Here is a 14,927-nt window from a genome sequence, read left to right as displayed (position 1 = left end):
CAGTTCGGCGGGGATCGCCGGCAGATCGGCCGGCTTGGTCTTCGGTTTGCCAGGCATAAGGTCTCCTTGGGAGCATGTTATGCCTTGAACACGAAATTGCTGACAGGTCCCCTTTAAATCGACTCTGCCAAATGCAAGTGCAATACAAACTCGCCGTAGCCCTCCTCACCACCGCCTGGATGACCGCAGGCACCTGCGCCCAGCACACCACCACCGAGCCGGCATCAGGCAATGCCCCGCAAAGCGGAATCAAGAAGGCCGTGCACGCAAAGAAGCACGGCAAGCGAGCCAAGATTACCCGCGCGCGCAAGGGCGCTCCGGTGGCGAGCGACGGCGATGCAGAAGTGCTCGCCCAGGTGTTGGGCTCTGATAACAAAAACCCGTTGTGGGGAAAGCCACAACAGTAGAACTGGAGGCTTGGCAGCTTCGAGGCCGGCGCTTGCGGGCATGCGAGCGCCCGTCCATCGATAAGGAAATGCGTGCGGTCTAGGACAGCCTCGGTCCACTGCACACCAACGCAGCAAGTCGTATGCGCTACGTAGCCCCGACGGCCGGCATTCGCAGCGGAACCATCACCCCCCGAACTGAAAAGCCCTGTCCACCTAAAAACAGGGCGACTCTGCTTTCAGCGGAAGGCAGGGCTGCCCCACACGAGGCGCTGGGCAGCGCTGACGGCCCAAGGTGGACACCGCCACGCGCAGCCTAGACCGTTTCACCCTCCTTGCTCGGATCGACCTGCTTGCCACGCGCCAGCACCGGCACCAGTGCCGCACCGGTATGGCTGGCTTTCACCCGCGTGAGCGCCTCCGGCCCGCAAGCCGCGACGATCGTGCCACCTCCGTCGCCGCCTTCCGGGCCGAGATCGAGAATCCAGTCCGCCTCGGCAATCACGTCGAGGTCGTGCTCGATCACGATCACGCTGTGGCCGCCGTCCGCCAGCCGATGCAGCACGCGGATCAGCTTGGCCACGTCGGCCATGTGCAGGCCCACGGTCGGCTCGTCCAGCACGTACAGCGTGTGCGGGGCCTTCTGGCCGCGGCGTGTGATGTCGTCGCGCACCTTGGCAAGTTCCGTGACGAGCTTGATGCGCTGTGCTTCGCCGCCGGATAGCGTGGGCGACGGCTGGCCCAGCGTCAGGTAGCCAAGGCCCACGTCCTTCATGAGTTGCAGCGGGTGGGCGATGCTGTTCATCGCGCCGAAGAACTCGACCGCCTCGTCGATCTCCATGGTCAACACTTCGCCGATGTTCTTGCCGCGCCAGGTGACGGCCAGCGTCTCGGGGTTGAAGCGCTGGCCGTGGCACACGTCGCATGCGACTTTCACGTCGGGCAGGAAGCTCATGGCGATGGTGCGCACGCCCTGGCCTTCACAGGCGGGGCAGCGGCCGTCGCCGGTGTTGAACGAGAAGCGCGAGGCGGTGTAGCCGCGTGCGCGGGCCTCCAGCGTGTCGGCAAAGAGCTTGCGGATGGTGTCCCACACGCCGATGTACGTGGCGGGGCACGAGCGCGGCGTCTTGCCGATCGGCGTCTGGTCGACTTCCAGCACGCGGTCGATGGTTTCCCAGCCGGTGACGCTGTCGCAGCCATGCCAGTCGTGTTTGACGTCGAGCTTGCGCGGCATCTTCGCCTCAGGCGTCTCAGCCTGCGCGGCCTTCCGTGCGCGGCGGGTTGCCGGCGAAGACAGCACCGAACGGCCGACCGCATCGAGCAGGTTTGTCATCAACACATCGCGCGCCAGCGTCGATTTGCCCGAGCCTGACACCCCCGTAATCGCCACCAGACGCGACAGTGGCATCGTCGCGGTCACGTTGCGCAGATTGTGCAGCTTGGCACCGTGCACCGTCAGCCATTGCTCCGGCACGGCTTGCTTGCCGGCACGCGGCGCAACCACCTGGCGGCGCGGCTGCAGCGGGTGCTCGATCGGCTGCGACAGGAATCGGCCCGTGAGCGAGTCCGGCTGGGCTGCCAGGTCTGCCACGCCGCCTTGCGCGACGAGCGTGCCGCCGCGCTTGCCAGCGCCGGGGCCGATATCGATGATGTGGTCGGCGCGGCGAATGGTGTCTTCATCGTGCTCGACCACCACCAGCGTGTTGCCCTTGTCGCCCAGCTTGCGCAATGCGTCCAGCAGGATCTGGTTGTCGCGTGGATGCAGGCCGATGGTCGGCTCATCCAGCACGTAGCAGACCCCCTGCAGGTTGCTGCCGAGTTGCGCCGCCAGACGGATACGCTGCGCTTCGCCGCCCGACAGGCTCGGCGCGGCACGATCCAGGCTCAGGTAACCCAGGCCGACTTCCTCCAGGAACGACAGACGGCTGTGAATCTCGGCCACCACGTCGCGGGCGATGTCGGCGTCGCGCCCGGTCAGGTCCAGGCCCTCGACCCAGCGGCGGGTCTGGCTGACCGTCCACTGCGCAATGTCGACGATGGGCTTGTCGGCCAAGGTCACCGCGCGCGCCGTCGGGTTCAGGCGCGTGCCGTGGCAGTCGGGGCAGGGCAGGTCGGTCATGCCTTCCGGATCGACTTCCTCCGAGGGCAGTGTCTGCTCGCGGCCGCGGTCGTCGCCGCCGAGCACCGTATCGTCAAACGCGGCACGCTGCTCGCGCGTCAACGCCAACCCCGTGCCGACGCAGCTCGCGCACCAGCCGTGCTTGCTGTTGTACGAGAACATGCGCGGATCCAGCTCGGGGTAGCTGGTGCCGCACGTCGCGCAGGCGCGTTTGGTCGAGAACACCTTGACGCTGCCGACATGCGCCGTGTCGCCGTTGTGCATGGCGTGCTGCAGGCCGTCGAGCGGCGCGAGCACGTGCATGATGCCCTTGCCGTATTCCAGCGCCTGTTCCATCAAGGCACGCAGCGCGGCTTCGTTTTCCGGGGCGACAACGATGTCGCCGACGGGCAGTTCCAGCGTGTGCTCGCGGAAGCGGTCCAGGCGCGGCCATGGGTCGACGGTGAGGAACTCGCCATCGACGCGCAGGTGCGTATAGCCGCGCGCCTTGGCCCATTTGGCCAGGTCGGTGTAGACGCCCTTGCGGTTCACGACCAGCGGCGCAAGCAGGCCGATGTGCTGGCCGCGATGATCCCGCATGAGCTGCGCGAAGATCGCCTCCGGGCTTTGCGCCGACACCGGCGTGCCGTCGTGGATGCAGTGCTGCACGCCCAGCTTCACATACAGCAGGCGCAGGAAGTGCCACACCTCGGACGTGGTCGCCACCGTGCTCTTGCGGCCGCCGCGCGACAGGCGCTGCTCGATGGCCACGGTGGGCGGAATGCCGTAGACGGCATCGACTTCCGGCCGCCCCGCTGGCTGCACGATGGAACGCGCATACGCGTTGAGCGATTCAAGATAGCGACGCTGCCCCTCGTGGAAGAGGATGTCGAACGCCAGCGTCGACTTGCCCGAACCCGACACGCCCGTCACCACGTTGAACTTGCCGTGCGGAATATCGACGTTCAGGCCCTTGAGGTTGTGCTCGTGCGCGTGGACGATGCGCACGACGTTCTCGCCCTGGACTTCCGCCAGCGCCGTGCGCTTGGCGCGGCGGTCGGCCAGTGCCGTTTGCAGCGGCACGCCTTCGGTGGCCTCGGGCTTGCCGATGCTGGCCTCGTATTGCTTGAGCGCCGCACCGGTGTGCGAAGCGGCGCACGCCTTGACCGCAGCGGGGGTGCCGGCGCACACGAGCAGGCCACCGGCATCGCCGCCTTCGGGGCCGAGGTCGATGATCCAATCCGCCGCACGCACCACGTCGAGGTTGTGCTCGATCACGATCAGCGAATGCCCGGCGTCGAGCAGTTTGCCGAACGCGCGCATCAGCTTGGCGATGTCGTCGAAGTGCAGCCCGGTGGTCGGTTCGTCAAACATGAAGAGCCGGCCGGCATTGGCAGGCGCATCGGGTTTGACGCGCTTGCGTGCGGCCGCCTGGGCCGTTTGCGCGGCTTCGGCGAGGAAGCCCGCCAGCTTCAGGCGCTGCGCCTCGCCGCCCGAGAGCGTCGGCACAGGCTGGCCGAGCTTCACGTATTCCAGGCCCACATCGACGATGGGCTGCAGCACGCGCAGCACATCAGCGTCATCGGCGAAGACGGTGGCGGCTTCGCTCACCGTCAGCTCGAGCACATCGGCCACGGACAATGCACGGCCGGCGCGCGCGATTTTCACCTCGAGGATCTCGGCGCGATAGCGCGTGCCGTCGCAATCGGGGCAGCGCAGGTAGATGTCGGACAGGAACTGCATCTCGACATGTTCGAAGCCCGAACCGCCGCAGGTCGGGCAACGGCCGTCGCCCGAGTTGAAGCTGAACGTGCCGGCCGTGTAGCCGCGCTGCAGCGCCATCGGCGCCTTGGCGAACAGCTTGCGGATTTCATCGAACGCGCCCACGTAGCTGGCCGGGTTCGAACGCGCGGTCTTGCCGATCGGGGACTGGTCCACAAACACCACGTCGCTGATCTGTTCGGCGCCGCGCAACGCGCGGAATGCGCCGGGCGATTCGGTTGCCTTGCCAAAGTGCCGCGCCAGGGCTGGGTGCAGCACGTCCTGAATCAACGTCGATTTGCCCGAGCCGGACACGCCGGTCACGCACACTAGGCGCTGCAGCGGAATCTCGACCGTGACGTCGCGCAGGTTGTGCTCCGTGGCACTTTCCAGCACGAGCCGCGGCGTGGCGTCCTCCACGGGACGCGCTTGCCAGTCCGTCGCATCGGCCACGCGCCGCTTGCCCGACAGATACGCGCCGGTGAGCGTGTCGGCCTGCCGAATGGCCGCCGGTGTGCCGTCGAAGACGATCGTGCCGCCGCGCTCGCCGGGGCCGGGGCCCATGTCGATCAGGCGGTCGGCCGCGAGCATCACGGATGGATCATGCTCTACCACTACCAGCGTGTTGCCGGCATCGCGCAGGCGCTGCATGGCTTCGACAATGCGATCGAGATCGCGCGGGTGCAGGCCGATGCTGGGTTCGTCCAGCACGAACAGCGTGTTGACGAGCGACGTGCCCAGCGCGGTGGTCAGGTTGATGCGCTGCACTTCGCCGCCCGACAGCGTGCGGCTCTGCCGGTCGAGCGTCAGGTAACCGATGCCGACGTCGCACAGATAGGCCAGGCGCGTGCGCACCTCGTCCAGCAGCAGCTTGAGCGCGTCGTCGAGCAGCGTGGACGGCAGCGTCAGTTCATCGAAGAAACGGCGGATGCGCTCGATCGGCAGCAGCATCAGGTCGTGCACGGTCAGCCCGGGCAAGGCTTCGAGCTGGGCGCGGCTCCAGGTCACGCCGCGCGGCATGAAGCGGTGTTCGGGCGCGAGCACGGCATCGGCGTTTTCCTTGGTGCCGAGGCGCCATTGCATCGACTCGGTTTTCAGTCGTGCACCGCCGCAGGTTTCGCAGGTCGTGTAGCTGCGGTACTTGGAGAGCAGCACGCGGATGTGCATCTTGTACGCCTTCGATTCCAGGTAATCGAAGAACCGGCGCACGCCGTACCACTGCTTGTTCCATCCGCCGCGCTTGAACGTGGGGTCGCCATGGATGACCCAATCCTTCTGCGCCTGCGTGAGTTCAGCCCAGGGCGTGTCGCGCGGAATGCCGGCCGCCGCCGAATAGCGCATCAGATCGTCCTGGCACTCCTTCCAGGCCGGGGTCTGCATCGGCTTGATGGCGCCTTCGCGCAGCGTCTTGCGCTCGTCCGGGATGACGAGGCCGAGGTCCACGCCGATCACGCGACCGAAACCGCGGCAGGCATCGCACGCGCCATACGCAGAGTTGAACGAGAAGAGGGCGGGTTGCGGATCGGCGTAGCGCAGGTCGCTCTCCGGGCAGTGCAGGCCGGTCGAAAAGCGCCAGATCTCGGGCTCGGCGGCATCGTCGGCGGGCAATACGTAGACGTTGACCCGGCCGCCGCCGCGCTTGAGCGACGACTCGATCGCCTCCAGTGCGCGGGCGCGTTCGGTGCCTTGCAGCCGGAAGCGGTCTGCGACCACGTCGAGCAGTTTGCGTTCGCCGCTCACGCGCTCGGCCTGCACGCGCGTATAGCCGCTGACCGACAGCCACTGCGCGATCTCCTCGGCGCTCGTGTTGGCCGGCAGCTCCACCGGGAACGTCACGACCAGGCGCGGATCAGCCTCGCGCGTGCGTGCCAGCAGCTCGTCATAGATGGTTTCCGGCGTGTCGTGCCGCACGGGCAGCGCGGTTTCCCGATCGAACAATTGCGCCGCGCGGGCAAACAGCAGCTTGAGGTGATCGTTCAGCTCCGTCATCGTGCCGACCGTCGATCGCGAGCTGCGCACCGGGTTGGTCTGGTCGATGGCGATGGCGGGCGGCACGCCTTCCACGTGCTCGACCTGCGGCCGGTCCATGCGGTCAAGGAACTGGCGCGCGTAGGCGCTGAAGGTCTCGACGTAGCGGCGCTGGCCTTCCGCGTACAAGGTGTCGAACACCAGGCTGGACTTGCCGGAGCCGGACGGGCCGGTGACAACGGTCATCTCGCCCGTGCGCAGGTCCAGATCGAGGTTCTTGAGATTGTGCTGACGGGCTCCGCGCAGGCGAATGACACCGGAGGACATGGAGGGTGTTCCTTGGAGGTAGGGGAAATTGCCAGCGCAGAGACACGGTCGCGCCGCCCTGGCAATCAGAATTCGAGCCGTAAACTGTAACGGATTCTTGAGATCCGCTTCGTGCATGAAACGAATCCCGGGCGGGGAGGGTAGCGCAGGGCTCCTGACAGCGTTTTGTCAGGAGCTTTCAGTGGAAGGCGGAGGAAGGCAGCGAGGCAGAAGTGGTGCTGTGACCACTTTCCTCAGGTGCGTCAGCTGGCCGCTCGCCCGTAAGACGCCTGGTTGGCCGGCAGGGCAAAGTCTGGCCCCGGCCGCCGGGGGACAAACCGGTGGTGCTGCACAACCCCGTCCTTCGCGATGACGATGGTTTCCTCCGGAATCTCGGCCCAGGCGTGGGGCAGGTCGATCAGCGGTTCGGACAGCACGAGAAACGCATCCTCGCCCGCCTCGTCGATGGCTGTTCCTTCGGGATAGAGCTCGTGCAGGTGCTTGAACGAGGTGCTGTGGAAGAGCGAGCGCGATTCCCGCTCACTGGAGTAGCGTGCGGCGACGATCTGGGTGCCGTCCGTGGCGCACACGGTCATGTTCAGCGGGTATTCCACGCCGTGGCGATGGCCGATGTCTTCGATCAGGCCGACCATCTGCTCCAGCGCGCCACGCGGGTCGCGGTCCAGGCCGAAGGTCAGCGCGAGGAAGAACATGATCTCCGAATCGGTCGAGCCCTCGATCCAGCGAAACAGTTCCGGCGCGACTTCCATCATCAGCGCGCGCCGCAGCACCGGATATTCGCGGATCAGCCCATTGTGCGCGAAGAGCCATCTGCCGTAGCGGAACGGGTGGCAGTTGGTTTCCTGCGCGGGCGTATCGGTGGCGGCACGCACGTGCGCGATGAACATCGGGGAGCGGATCGCGCGGGCGGCTTCACGCAGGTTCGTGTCGTTCCAGGCGGGATGCAGGCAGCGATAGCGGAACGGCACCTCGGAATGGCGGCCATACCAGCCGATGCCGAAGCCGTCACCGTTGGTGGTGATCTCGCCGCCAAGGCGCGCCCGCAGGCTCTGATCGATCAGTGAGTGCCGGGGCCGGAACAGCACCGTCTCCATCTGAATGGGGTTGCCCGAATACGCCAGCCAGCGACACATGATGCATTGCCTTTCAAACAAGGTGAGGAGACGGCCTGAAAAGGGAGTCTATGCAATGCGTTTCGGAATGCACAGAGAAATCCCGGCGCGTGTTCGGCGCGCAACAGCTCTGCGGAGGTGGTGGTCTGCCTTGACACGCGCACCGTTCGCATCGGGAGAATTGGGTACCTTTTCTCGCATAATCTATATTATGTTAAATACTAGGTGTGAGCCCGGACGCTCTCCCCCGCCTCATTGACATGGCCGGCCGGCACCGTCTTCACCCAAATGCCGCCTGCGCAATGCCCGCCGCAGCGCAAAGCCCCACCACCAGCAACGGTGGCGCTTTCCACCGCGTGAGCAGCAACAGCGCGACCGCCGCAATGGCGAAATCCCGGCCCGAACGCACCGCGCTCACCCACACCGGCGAGTAAAGCGCCATGGCGAGCAGTCCGACCACCGCTGCGTTCACTCCGGCGAGCAATGCCGCCATGGATGGCCGAGCGCGCAGTGCCTGCCAGTACGGCAACGCCGCCACCACCAGCAGCAACCCGGGCAGGAAGATGCCCGCCGTCGCGAGTGCGGCGCCCACCCAGTGGTTCAGCCCGGGCCCGATCGTCCAGCCCAGGAACGCCGCGAAGGTGAAGAGCGGCCCCGGCACGGCCTGCGCGGCGCCGTAGCCGGCCAGGAAGTCTGCCGATGTCACCCAGCCTGTGGCGACGGTCTGCTGTTCCAGCAGCGGCAGTACGACGTGGCCGCCGCCGAAGACCAGCGCGCCTGAACGGTAGAACGCACCGAATACCTCGGCGGGCAGCAGCGGGTACGCCTGCGTCAGGGCAGGAAGGCCTAACAGCAGCGCGAAGAACAACATCAGGCTGCCGATGCTCGCTGCATGCGCGACGTGGAATGCGTACCTCTGCCCTGCTCCTCCTTGCGCTGCCGGCACCGGCTGCGAAGGGCGGCACAACGCGCAGCCAAGGAGAGCCCCGACGGCGATCACGATGAGTTGGGCGTAGACCGTCGTCAGCAGGGCCAGCAATGCCAAGGTGATCAGCGCGATGGCGGCGCGCCTGCGATCCGGGCACAGCCGCCGGGCCATGTCCCAGACCGCCTGCGCGACGACGGCGACGGCCACGAGCTTGAGCCCATGAACGAGCCCGTTTCCGAGCATGCCATTGAGCTTGGGCGCGACCATGGCAAAGGCCAGCAGCAGCAAGACAGAAGGCAGCGTGAAACCGAACCATGCAGCCAGCCCGCCCAGCCAGCCCGCACGCAGCAACCCGATGGAAACCCCCGCCTGGCTGCTGGCCGGCCCCGGCAGGAACTGGCACAGCCCGACGAGGTCGGTGAAGGCCTCGTCATCGAGCCAGCGGCGCCGTTCCACGAACTCGCGGCGGAAGTACCCCAGATGCGCCACAGGGCCCCCAAAGCTCGTGAGGCCCAGTTTGAGAAAGACCGTCAGCACTTCCATGGCAGAGCCCGCTCGATGTGTACGGGACGGTGTGGCGGAAGCGGTCATCGGGGCGGGATCTCGATGTTCAAGGAACGCGTATTAGAACATTGCCGCCATGGCTTGGAAGGCCACTAAAGTGGCAGGATAGGCCTCGTCGTCACCGTCACCGTCACCGGACTCTGCCGCGTATCCCATCATGCACTTTGCCCACACCATTGGCGCACAGCGTCATGTGTTCGACGATCTCAAGACGCTGCTGGCCAAAGCTAGCCCAGCGCGCTCCGGCGACTACCTGGCGGGGCTGGCCGCGGCCACCGAGGGCGAACGCATGGCCGCGCGGATGGCGTTGGCGGACGTGCCGCTGTCGGTCTTCCTCAACGAAGCGCTGGTGCCGTATGAAGACGACGAGGTCACGCGCCTGATTCTCGATCGGCACGACGCGCGGGCCTTCGAGCCGATCGCCTCGCTCACCGTGGGCGAGTTTCGCAACTGGCTGCTCCTGCACGAGACTGACAGCGCCACATTGACCAGCGTCGCCGCTGGCATCACCCCGGAAATGGCTGCCGCGGTCAGCAAGCTGATGCGCAATCAGGATCTGATCGCCGTGGCCCGCAAGTGCCGCGTGGTCACGCGCTTTCGCAACACCATCGGTTTGCCGGGCCGGTTGTCGGTCCGGCTGCAGCCCAATCACCCGACGGATGATCCCAAAGGCATTGCTGCGTCGATCATCGATGGCCTGCTCTACGGCTGCGGCGACGCGACCATCGGCATCAACCCGGCCGGCGACAATCTCGGCGCCATCGTTTCGCTGCTGCAACTGGTGGATGAGCTGCGCAACCGCTACGCCATTCCCACGCAGTCGTGCGTGCTGACCCACGTGACGAACACCATGCGCGCGATTGACCAAGGCGCCCCGGTGGACTTGGTGTTCCAGTCGGTGGCCGGCAGCGAGCAAGCCAATGCGGGGTTCGGCATCAGCCTCGCATTGCTGGGCGAAGCGCATGACGCAGCGCAAAGCCTCTCGCGCGGCACGGTCGGCAACAACGCGATGTATTTCGAGACCGGCCAGGGCAGCGCGCTGTCGGCCAACGCGCATCACGGCGTCGATCAGCAAACGATGGAAGCGCGGGCCTATGCCGTAGCGCGGGCGTTCTCGCCCTTGCTGGTGAATACGGTCGTCGGCTTCATCGGGCCGGAGTATCTCTATGACGGCAAGCAGATCATCCGCGCCGGATTGGAAGACCACTTCTGCGGCAAGCTGATGGGCCTGCCGATGGGCTGCGACGTCTGCTACACCAACCACGCAGAAGCCGATCAGGACGACATGGATACGCTGCTGACGCTGTTTGGCGTGGCGGGCATCCATTTCATCATGGGCGTGCCGGGCGCCGACGACATCATGCTGAACTACCAGAGCACGTCGTTTCATGACGCCCTTTATCTGCGCGATACGCTCGGCCTGAGGCCTGCACCGGAGTTCGAGGCGTGGCTGCAAAGCATGGGCATCGTCGATGCGGCCGGCCGCCTGCAAGACGCCACGGCGCGGCAACCGCTGCTGCAATTGGCTCACGCACTGTGAACTCGGTGGAGAAGCCGAACATGCCGAAACACCCCCTCGTTCAGCCCAATACGTGGGCGCACCTGCGCGCCTTTACCGACGCCCGTATCGCGCTGGGCCGCGCCGGCAACAGCCAGACGACCGACGCCGTGCTGGCATTCGGCGTAGCGCATGCCCAGGCGCGCGATGCCGTGCACCTGCCGCTCGATAGCGCAGCGTTGGCGGCCGCACTTGGGGAAGCGGGCTTCACAGCGGTGACGGCGCACAGCGCGGCTGCGGATCGCGCCGAGTATCTGCGCCGTCCCGACCTTGGCCGCCGCCTTGACGAGGCCAGCCGCGCAAGACTCAGCGCATTGCGGCCAGCGCAGCCGTTCGATGTGGTGTTCGTGATTGCCGATGGGCTCTCCGCGTTGGCGGTGCAAAGCCATGCCGTGCCGCTGCTTTGCAGCGTGCGTGAGCGTCTGCCGGCCGGCCGGTCGATCGGTCCAGTCGCCATCGCCGAGCAGTCCCGCGTTGCGCTGGGGGATGAGATCGGTGCGCTGCTGGGCGCGCGGCAGGTGGTGATGCTGATCGGTGAGCGGCCGGGGCTGAGTTCGCCTGACAGCCTGGGCATTTACCTGACCTACGCGCCGCGTGTTGGCCGCTCCGATGCTGAGCGCAATTGCATCTCCAATGTGCGGCCGGCAGGTTTGTCCTATGACCAGGCAGCGAGCCGGCTGGTGTTCCTGCTCAACGGCGCGTTGGCGCTCGGCCGCAGCGGCGTCGACCTGAAGGACGATACCCCACCCGTTCCTGCGGTTGCCTCGGGTACGGCCCGACTTGCCGAACGGCAGAGCCCATGACACACTCCCTCCCGCTGCCCACACCGGCAGCACGCAGGCGCGGCTGACGCACCAACGACAGCTGCAACACGCCGCAGGAGAGACCGGGCCCAACGCGCATACGCGCACCGCCCGGCGCCGATGGAGCAACCACCCCGGAAACTCTCAGGCAAAAGGACTGTGGCGTCGACTGCGAATCTGGAGAGAGGCGTGCACGCGCGCGCCCACCGAAGGGGAAGGCGCCAGCGCTGCTGATGCCCAAGCTCTCAGGTCCCAAGACAGATGGGGTGAGCCGACCGGATCGTCCGGTCATGACATCACTCCATAGGGATCGCCATGACGCACATCGTCATCGTCGGCGCCGGCATATCCGGCGTCACGACCGCTTACACGCTCTCGCAACTCGGCTATCAGGTCACGGTGCTCGACCGCCACCTGTATCCGGCCATGGAAACCTCGTTCGCCAACGGCGGCCAGCTTTCCGCCAGCAACGCTGAAGTCTGGAACAGCACCGGCACGTTGCTCAAGGGCATCAAATGGATGCTGCGCAACGACGCTCCGCTGCTGCTCAACCCCAAGCCCTCGTGGCACAAATACTCCTGGATCGGCGAGTTCGTCGCCAACATCGCGCACTACCGGCGCAACACCATCGAAACCACGCGCATGGCCATCGAGGCACGCAAGCATCTGTTTGCGATGGCCGAACGGGAGCAGATCGATTTCGACCTGCAAAAGCGCGGCATTCTGCACGTCTATCACGACAAGGCCAGCTTTGCGGCAGCAGGCAAGGCCAACACCCTGCTCGTCGCCGGCGGCCTTGAGCGCCACGCCGTGAGCCCCGAGGAGATTGCCGCCATTGAGCCGACGCTGCGCGGCAATTACTACGGCGGCTACTTCACCGCATCCGACGCCACGGGCGACATCCACAAGTTCACGCGTGGCCTGGCGCAGGCGTGTGAGAAGCGCGGCGTGCGGTTCATGCACGGCGTGGATGTGCGCGATGTGGAGACCACCGGAAGCGGCGTGCGCCTGCTGTTGCAAACCACGCTCGATGACCGCCTTTCCACCAGCGCGGCGAATGTCATACAGGACCTTGCCGCCGATGCGATGGTCGTGTGCGCGGGCGTGGGCAGCCGGCATATCGCCCAGCTGGTGGGCGATCGCATCAACGTGTATCCGGTCAAGGGCTATTCGATCACGGTGCACCTGGACGACGACGCCAGCGTGCAAGGCGCACCGTGGGTCAGCTTGCTCGATGAGAGCGCGAAGATCGTGACAAGCCGGCTGGGCGCAGGCCGCTTCCGCGTCGCGGGCACGGCGGAGTTCAATGGCTACAACCGCGACATCCGTGCGGACCGCATCGAACCGCTGGTGGCATGGACGCGCCGCAACTTTGCGATTGGCACATCGCGTGTGGTGCCCTGGGCCGGCTTGCGCCCGATGATGCCGGACATGATGCCGCGCGTCGGCCGTGGGCGGCACGCGCGCGTGTTCTACAACACGGGCCACGGGCATCTGGGCTGGACGCTGTCTGGCGCCACCGCCGCGATGGTGGGCGACGTGATCGCGCGAGATTGCCCGCTGCATTGATCGCAAACAAAAAAAGCCCGCCAGGTTTCGGCGGGCTTTTTTTCGTACTGCGGGTGCTGCAATGCCGATCAATAGCCGGCTGCCAGCCCCGTGTTGCGACGCGGGTCATTCGCGCCATAGAAGCGGTTGTTGCCGACCGGCTTGCCGCCCAGCGACGGCGCACCGATGATGATCGCCGCCAGATGGTTGGCCGGCTGCGGTGCACCCAGGTTGTGCCCCATGTCGGTCAGGATCTTGCGCGTGTCGGGCGACAGTGCGTACGGCTCGACGTTGGTCACGTCCGGCAACCACTGCTGGTGGAAACGCGGCGCATCCACCGCTTCCTGCACGTTCATGCCGTAGTCGATGGCGTTAATCATGGTGAGCATGACGGCCGTGATGATGCGGCTGCCGCCCGGCGTGCCCACCACCATGACGGGCTTGCCGTCCTTGGTGACGATGGTCGGACTCATCGACGACAGCGGGCGCTTGCCCGGGGCGATCGCATTGGCTTCGCCCTGCACCAGGCCGTACAGGTTCGGCACGCCGACCTTGGCGGTGAAGTCGTCCATCTCGTCGTTCAGGATCACGCCCGTCTTGGCGGCCGTAACCTTGGCGCCAAACCAGTCGTTGAGCGTGTACGTGACCGACACGGCGTTGCCGTACTTGTCGGCAATCGAGTAGTGCGTCGTGTTGCTGCCCTCATGCGGCTCGACGCCTGGCTTGATGTCCTTCGACACGCCCGCCTTCTTCGGGTCGATCACGGCACGGATCTTGGCCGCGTAGTCCTTGCTCAGCAGGCGGTCCAGCGGGTTCTTCACGAAGTCGGGGTCGCCCAGGTAGCTGTTGCGGTCCACATAGGCGTGGCGCATGGCTTCGATCTGGTAATGCGTGGCCTGCGCGGAATGCCAGCCCAGTTCCTTGAGCGGATAGCCCTCCAGGATGTTGAGCATTTCGCAGATGATCACGCCGCCCGAGCTCGGGGGCGGGGCCGACACCACGTGATAACCGCGGTAGTCGCACTCGACCGGCGCGAGTTCGCGGGTCTTGTAGCTGGCCAGGTCTTCTTGCGTGATCAGTCCGCCGCCGGCCTTGCTCGATGCGGCAATGGCCTCGGCGACCCAGCCCTTGTAGAAGCCGTCGGTGCCCTTCTTGCTGATCTCGCGCAGCGTCTTGGCCAGGTCGCGCTGCACAAGCTTCTCGCCCACCTGGAACGGCTGTCCCTTGTTCAGGAAGATCGCGCCCGTGGCGGCGTCTTCCTGGAAGTCCTTGGTGGAGGTATGCAGCATGTCGACGTCGCCCTGGTCGAGCACGAAGCCCTTCTCGGCCAGGTGGATGGCCGGTTCGACCAGCGCGGCGCGCTGCATGGTGCCGTACTTCTGGCGGGCGTACTCCATGCCCGACACGGTGCCCGGCACGCCCACGGCCAGGTGGCCCTTGGTCGAGGCGCCCTTGATGACGTTGCCGTCCTTGTCCAGGTACATGTTTGCGGTGGCGGCCTTCGGCGCGACTTCACGGAAGTCGAGGAAGGTCTTGCGCCCGTCGGCCAACTGGATGGTCATGAACCCGCCGCCGCCCAGGTTGCCTGCGGCCGGATAGACCACGGCCAGCGCGTAGCCCACGGCCACGGCGGCGTCCACGGCATTGCCGCCGCGCTTGAGCACATCCACACCGACCTTGGTGGCCAGATGCTGGGCCGAGACGACCATGCCGTTTTCTGCGGCCACCGGCGCCACGGATGCGGCGTACGACGGGGCGACGGCTGTGATGCTGACCGACGCGATGGCGGCGACGATCCACCGCATGCCTGTTCTTGGATTCTGCATAGGAGCTCCTTCGGTACCTTCATGGACGCCGGTTGTGCCGGCGTGCGT

The 14,927-nt window shown here is 66.1% G+C and carries 8 protein-coding genes and 1 riboswitch; of the genes, 4 read left to right on the top strand and 4 right to left on the bottom strand.

What is annotated here, in order from left to right; all coding sequences use genetic code 11:
• Positions 1-131 precede the first annotated feature (131 nt).
• On the top strand, positions 132-407 hold the full coding sequence (locus KHN96_RS20040; protein ID WP_062739545.1) for a hypothetical protein: 276 nt from the start codon (positions 132-134) through the stop codon (positions 405-407).
• A gap of 295 nt (positions 408-702) precedes the next feature.
• Here KHN96_RS20040 and uvrA read toward each other — a convergent pair whose 3' ends face one another.
• From uvrA to chrA, 3 genes are all read right to left on the bottom strand, one after another.
• Positions 703-6,540 carry an excinuclease ABC subunit UvrA gene (uvrA, locus tag KHN96_RS20035; RefSeq protein ID WP_115044520.1) on the bottom strand — a complete coding sequence of 1,946 codons (5,838 nt, stop codon included), beginning with the start codon at positions 6,538-6,540 and terminating at the stop codon, positions 703-705.
• A 242-nt stretch (positions 6,541-6,782) separates the two neighbouring features.
• Complete coding sequence (locus tag KHN96_RS20030; RefSeq protein ID WP_062739547.1) at positions 6,783-7,673, bottom strand: class II glutamine amidotransferase; 891 nt, start codon at positions 7,671-7,673, stop codon at positions 6,783-6,785.
• Positions 7,674-7,932: 259 nt separating this feature from the next.
• Positions 7,933-9,171, bottom strand: a complete 1,239-nt coding sequence (gene chrA, locus KHN96_RS20025; protein WP_062739548.1) for a chromate efflux transporter — start codon at positions 9,169-9,171, stop codon at positions 7,933-7,935.
• A gap of 130 nt (positions 9,172-9,301) precedes the next feature.
• On the opposite strand from chrA, the gene KHN96_RS20020 reads away from it, so the two are divergent.
• The 3 genes from KHN96_RS20020 to KHN96_RS20010 all read left to right on the top strand — a co-directional run bounded on the left by KHN96_RS20020 (position 9,302) and on the right by KHN96_RS20010 (position 13,074).
• Positions 9,302-10,684, top strand: coding sequence for an ethanolamine ammonia-lyase subunit EutB (locus tag KHN96_RS20020; protein WP_062739549.1), 1,383 nt, complete (start codon positions 9,302-9,304; stop codon positions 10,682-10,684).
• Between the two features lie 20 nt (positions 10,685-10,704).
• Positions 10,705-11,505, top strand: coding sequence for an ethanolamine ammonia-lyase subunit EutC (eutC, locus tag KHN96_RS20015; protein ID WP_062739570.1), 801 nt, complete (start codon positions 10,705-10,707; stop codon positions 11,503-11,505).
• 64 nt (positions 11,506-11,569) lie between these two features.
• Positions 11,570-11,675: riboswitch (glycine riboswitch) on the top strand.
• A 145-nt stretch (positions 11,676-11,820) separates the two neighbouring features.
• Positions 11,821-13,074, top strand: coding sequence for a D-amino acid dehydrogenase (locus tag KHN96_RS20010; protein ID WP_062739550.1), 1,254 nt, complete (start codon positions 11,821-11,823; stop codon positions 13,072-13,074).
• 68 nt (positions 13,075-13,142) lie between these two features.
• On the opposite strand, the gene ggt is transcribed toward KHN96_RS20010, so the two are convergent.
• Positions 13,143-14,858 carry a gamma-glutamyltransferase gene (ggt, locus tag KHN96_RS20005; protein WP_115044518.1) on the bottom strand — a complete coding sequence of 572 codons (1,716 nt, stop codon included), beginning with the start codon at positions 14,856-14,858 and terminating at the stop codon, positions 13,143-13,145.
• Positions 14,859-14,927 lie beyond the last annotated feature (69 nt).

Origin of the sequence: Ralstonia mannitolilytica (genome assembly GCF_905397375.1) — a bacterium.
In the GTDB taxonomy this organism is placed as follows: domain Bacteria; phylum Pseudomonadota; class Gammaproteobacteria; order Burkholderiales; family Burkholderiaceae; genus Ralstonia; species Ralstonia mannitolilytica.
Note: the sequence above shows the minus strand (reverse complement) of the source record. Positions and strands in the feature narration are given on the sequence as shown.